A 4,945-nucleotide genomic window follows, 5' to 3' on the forward strand; every position below is an offset into this window, starting at 1 on the left:
GGCCGGCAGCGCGCTGGCGCTGGTGATCGGCCTGTCGTCGACGCTGATCGGCGTGCATGCCGGCTCGGGCCTCGCGTTCTTCGGCGGCACGCTGGTGGCCGGACTCGGCTTCGGCGCCGGCTTCAACGGCGCGGTGCGCAGCCTGGTGCCGCTGGCGGCGCCGCACGAGCGCGCCGGGCTGATGGCAGGCTTCTTCGCACTGAGCTACCTGGCGTTCAGCGTGCCGGCCATCATCGCCGGCCTCGGCACCGGCCTGTTCGGCCTGCACGCCACGACGCTCGGCTACGGCGGGCTGCTGGTCGTGATGGCGCTGATCGCGTTGGTCGCGTCACTGCGCAACACGGCGCGCTGAGCGATCAGGGGCGCACCGCGGGCGACTCCATCGCCATCCCGCGGTCGCGCCACGCCAGGTAGAGCGCGAGCGCGGTGAACTCCGGCGATTCCGCCGGCAGCGGCTGCGCACGCACGCCGGTCATGCAGTTGCGGATGCGCCGCAGCAGCGACCCGACGCCCTGCCATTCGAGTCGGTACAGCGGGTAGCCGTTCGCATGGCCCTGCGGGATCAGGCCGCCGCCCAGTCGCTGGCCTGCCCGCTCGTCATGGCATTGCGCGCACGACAGGTTCAGCTGGCCGATGCGTTCGCGGTACAGCGCCTCGCCGCGCTCGCGCCACGGCAGCAGCCGCGCATCGGCAGGCGGCTCGATCGGCACCCCACGCGACTGCAGCGCGATGTAGCTTTCGAGCCCGAGCAGTTCCTGGTTGTCGGGTGCGAGCCGCGACGCGCCCTGTCGCGTCTCGCGGCACCGGTTGATGCGCATCGCCAGGTCGATCGGCCGCGCGAGGGCCTCGTCATACGCCGGGTAGCGCGCCGCCACGCCACGCATCGATGCGCGCGCGTCGCCGTGGCAGCCCGCGCAGGCCGAGGCCGATGGCGACGGCGCACGCGCCCACAGCGCCGCGCCGTCCTGGACCCACAGCATCGCCGGGTTCTGCGCATCGTCGCGCTGCATCGCCTGCGTCGACGGGCTCATGTCGTCGAAGCCCGAGCGGCGCATCTCCTGCGCGGACGCCATCGTCACCACCAGCAGGACCAGCCCCAGCGCGCGCCGCATCGCTCAGCTCACGCTGATCGCCACCGTCTCGGTCTGGGAGAAGCCGTGGTCGCCCTCCCAGCGGAAGCTCAGCGTGCCGCTCACGGTCGCGGTGGTGAAGAACGCGATGTACGGGTTGGCCGCCATCGCCGCATGCAGGTCGGCGCTGAACACCAGCTCGTCGTTGTAGCGGCAGCTGAAGCGCGTGATCAGGTTGCGCGGCAGCAGCAGGCCGTCGGCGCCCGGCCGGAAACCGGTCTCCATCGGGTGCGCGATCAGGGTGCGCAGCTCGATCACCTCGCCGCGCTTCGCGGTGGCCGGTGCGGTGATCAGCGTGCGGGCCATCGCGCGTTCACTCCAGGCAGGCGGCCAGCGTGACCAGCACGTCGACGCCCTGCGACCAGAACGTGCCGTCGCTCAGCCGCGCCACCGCCACCAGCTGCTGCGAGGTCGCGAGCCGGATCCGCGTCGACACCACTGCGCGGCCGGCGCGCGGCCCCAGCGTGAAGCGCACCACGTCGCGCTGCGGATTGCGCTCGTTGAACACCGCGATGCCGGTGACGTGCTCGGCCGCCGTCATCGGGCTGTCGACGCTGAGGGTGATCGGCACGCCGTTGCCGTTCTCGACCAGCGGCGGGATGTCGAACTTCACCTTGCCCGGCTTCACCGGTGCGCCGGACGCATAGTCCGCAATCGCCGACTGCATCTCGAAGCTGGTCGCGCGCGCCGGCCGCACCAGCAGCAGGCCGCCGGCGGCGAGGCCGAACTGCAACAGTTCGCGGCGCTGCAGTGCGGTGTTCACTGCAGCGTCACCAGCCAGGCCACGACGTCCTCGACCTGCTGCGCATCGAGCACCGRCCGCCCCTGCCATGCCGCGCCGACACGCTGCAGGCCGCCGATGTCGTGGTACGGCGGCATGATCGTCTGCGGGTTCAGCCGGCGCGCATCGACGACGCGCAACCGCAGCTGCGCGGCCGACCAGCGCGCGCCGGCACCGGCCAGGTCGGGGGCGAGGTTGCCCTGGAAGCGCTCCTCGGGGATCGGCGCCGGGTGGCACAGCAGGCACAGGCCCGCCTGCCGGCTCGCGACGATCGCACGCCCGCGCGCCGCGTCGCCGGGCACCGGCGTCAGCGGCTGCGGCAGCGCATCGCGCGGCACCGGCGATGCACATGCCACCATCACTGCCGCCACTGAGCCCATCGCCATCGCCCGCATCAGGCCTTCTTCAGCGAGTGGTTCTTCAACGGCAGCTCGCGGATGCGCTGCCCGGTGGCCGCGAAGATCGCGTTCAGCAGCGCCGGCGCCGCGACCGCGATCGTCGGCTCGCCGACCCCGCCCCAGAAGCCCCCCGACGGCATCACCACCGTCTCCACCTTGGGCATCTCGTCGAGATGCAGCACCGGGTAGGTGTCGAAGTTGGTCTGCTCGATTCGCCCGTCCTTCACGGTGCAGCCGCCGTACAGCGCGGCCGACAGCCCGTAGACGAACGATCCCTCGACCTGCGCCTCGATCTGCTGCGGGTTGACGGCGTGCCCGGGGTCGGTGGCCGYGACGATGCGGTGCACCTTCAGCTTGCCGTCCTTGTCGACCGACACCTCGGCCACCGCGGCAACGTAGCTGCCGAAGCCCATCGTCTGCGCGATCCCGCGGAACACGCCCTTCGGCGCCGGCTTGCCCCAGCCGGCGCGTTCGGCCGCCGCGTTCAGCACCGCCAGGTGCTTCGGATGCTGGCTCATCAGCTTGCGGCGGAACGCGAGCGGGTCCTGCCTGGCCGCCAGCGCGAGCTCGTCAATGAAGCACTCGAGGTAGATCGTGTTCTGGTTCAGGTTCACGCCGCGCCAGAAACCCGGCGGCACGTGCGGGTTGCGCATCGCATGGTCGATCAGCAGGTTCGGCACGCTGTAGCCGATCGACGCCTCGGGGCCGGGCGCGTTCAGGCCCTGGAACACCACCGGGTCCTTGCCGTCGCGGATGTTCTGCGGGAACACGCCGGCCAGGATCGACTGCCCGGAGATCCGCATGTGCAGCGCCGTCAGGTTGCCGGCCGCATCGAAGCCGGCGCGCAGCTTGCACTGCGTGATCGGGTGGTAGCGGCCGTGCGTCATGTCCTCCTCGCGCGACCAGATCAGCTTGACCGGCGTGCCGGGCATTTCCTTCGCGATCGCGACCGCCTGGTGCACCCAGTCGTGCACCGCGCCGCGCCGGCCGAAGCCGCCGCCGAGCAGCAGCTTGTAGACCTCGCACTGCGCGGCCGGCAGGCCGGACGCCTCGACCGCCGCCGCGTGCGCCGCCTCGCCGTTCTGCGTCGGCGTCCAGACCTCGCAGCGCGCCGGCATGCCGTCGGACGCGGGCGTGAACTTCGCGGTCGCGTTCATCGTCTCCATCGTCGCGTGGTTCTGGAACGGGTAGCTGTAGACCGCCTCGACGACGCGCGCGGCCGAGGCCAGCGCGGCCCGCGCATCGCCGTTCGAATTGCCGACCGCCGCCTCCGGCGCATCGAGGCCGGCCTTCAGCGTCGCGGCGATCTCGGCGCTGCCGATCTTCGCGTTCGGGCCTTCGTCCCACACCACCGGCAGCGCCTCGAGTGCGGACTTCGCGCGCCACCAGGTGTCGGCGACGACGGCCACCGCGCTGTCACCGACGCGCAGCACCTTCTTCACGCCGGGCCGGTTCGCGATGGCCGCCGCATCGAAGCTCGCGAGCTTGCCGCCGAACACCGGGCAGTCGCGGATCGCCGCGTTCAGCATGCCGGGCAGCTTCAGGTCGGAGCCGTAGACCTGCGAGCCGTCGAGCTTGCCGCGCGTGTCCAGCCGCGCGAGGCGCTTGCCGGCGAGCTTCCAGTCCTTCGGGTCCTTCAGCGCCACGTCGGTGGGCGGCGTGAGCTGCGCGGCTGCCAGCGCGACCTTGCCGTAGGTGGTCTTGCGGCCGCTCGCCGCATGCGTGATCACGCCCTTGTCGACCTGGCACTGCGCCGCCGGCACCTGCCAGCCGTCGGCGGCGGCCTGCACGAGCATCGTGCGGGCGATCGCACCGCCCTTGCGCACGTAGTCGTGCGATTCGCGGATGCCGCGGCTGCCGCCGGTCGAGAAGTTGCCCCAGACGCGCTTGCGCGCCAGGCTCTGGCCGGGCGTCGGGTACTCGGTCTTCACGCGCGACCAGTCGCAGTCGAGCTCCTCGGCCACCAGCTGCGCGAGGCCGGTCAGCGAGCCCTGGCCCATCTCCGAGCGGGCGATGCGGATCACGACCGTCTCGTCGGGTTGCACGACGACCCAGGCGTTGATCTCCGGCGTGGCGGCAGCGGGCGTCGCGGCCTGCGCAGCAGCCTCGTCGGCGAACGGGATGTGGAATGCGACGACCAGGCCGGTCGCCGCCGAACCAGCCAGGAAACCGCGCCGCGACAGCACCGGCGCGTTCATGCCTTGCCCCCGTCGATGTGCACGATGTTCAGGCCCGCCTGCTTCGGATCGCCGCCATGCGCTGCTGCCTTGATCGCCGCGCGCACCCGGTTGTAGGTGCCGCAGCGGCAGATGTTGGTCATCGCGTCGTCGATGTCGGCATCGGTCGGCCTCGGCTTGGCCTTCAGCAGCGCGGCGGCCGCCATGATCATCCCGGACTGGCAGTAGCCGCACTGCGGCACGTCGAGCGCGGCCCAGGCCTTCTGGATCGGGTGCGAGGCGTTCGCCGACAGGCCCTCGATCGTCACGATCTTCTCCTCCGGCCCCACCGTCGAGGCCGGCCGCACGCAGCTGCGCGTGGGCACGCCGTCGAGGTGCACCGTGCAGGCCCCGCACTGCGCGATGCCGCAGCCGTACTTGGTGCCGGTCAGCTCCAGCTGCTCGCGCAGCACCCACAGC

At 71.9% G+C, this 4,945-nt stretch carries 6 protein-coding genes and 1 pseudogene; 1 reads left to right on the forward strand and 6 read right to left on the reverse strand.

Features of this window, described 5'->3' with window-relative positions; all coding sequences use genetic code 11:
* Positions 1 to 352 (forward strand): annotated as a pseudogene (locus AC1D15_RS17865) (MFS transporter); the annotation flags it as partial.
* A 4-nt stretch (positions 353 to 356) separates the two neighbouring features.
* Here AC1D15_RS17865 and soxA read toward each other — a convergent pair.
* From soxA to AC1D15_RS17895, 6 genes are read right to left on the reverse strand one after another with little or no spacing between them, the layout of a single operon-like run.
* Positions 357 to 1,112: a sulfur oxidation c-type cytochrome SoxA gene (gene soxA, locus AC1D15_RS17870; protein ID WP_477827038.1), complete on the reverse strand. Its 756-nt coding sequence runs from the start codon at positions 1,110 to 1,112 to the stop codon at positions 357 to 359.
* A 3-nt stretch (positions 1,113 to 1,115) separates the two neighbouring features.
* A complete protein-coding gene (gene soxZ, locus AC1D15_RS17875; protein WP_477827039.1) occupies positions 1,116 to 1,436 on the reverse strand; it encodes a thiosulfate oxidation carrier complex protein SoxZ in 321 nt (106 codons plus the stop codon).
* 7 nt (positions 1,437 to 1,443) lie between these two features.
* Positions 1,444 to 1,893, reverse strand: a complete 450-nt coding sequence (locus tag AC1D15_RS17880; RefSeq protein ID WP_477827040.1) for a SoxY-related AACIE arm protein — start codon at positions 1,891 to 1,893, stop codon at positions 1,444 to 1,446.
* A complete protein-coding gene (soxX, locus tag AC1D15_RS17885; protein WP_477827041.1) occupies positions 1,890 to 2,270 on the reverse strand; it encodes a sulfur oxidation c-type cytochrome SoxX in 381 nt (126 codons plus the stop codon). The genes AC1D15_RS17880 and soxX overlap by 4 nt, the downstream gene beginning before the upstream one ends.
* Before the next feature lie 35 nt (positions 2,271 to 2,305).
* A complete protein-coding gene (locus AC1D15_RS17890; protein ID WP_477827042.1) occupies positions 2,306 to 4,507 on the reverse strand; it encodes a xanthine dehydrogenase family protein molybdopterin-binding subunit in 2,202 nt (733 codons plus the stop codon).
* Positions 4,504 to 4,944, reverse strand: coding sequence for a (2Fe-2S)-binding protein (locus tag AC1D15_RS17895; RefSeq protein ID WP_477827043.1), 441 nt, complete (start codon positions 4,942 to 4,944; stop codon positions 4,504 to 4,506). The genes AC1D15_RS17890 and AC1D15_RS17895 overlap by 4 nt, the downstream gene beginning before the upstream one ends.
* Position 4,945 lies beyond the last annotated feature (1 nt).

This window comes from Rhizobacter sp. P2_H2 (assembly GCF_056403375.1).

Coding starts and splice junctions, on each gene's coding strand:
- soxA (WP_477827038.1), bottom strand. CDS start 1,112: ATGCGGCGCGCGCTGGGGCTGGTCCTGCTGGTGGTGACGATGGCGTCC.
- soxZ (WP_477827039.1), bottom strand. CDS start 1,436: ATGGCCCGCACGCTGATCACCGCACCGGCCACCGCGAAGCGCGGCGAG.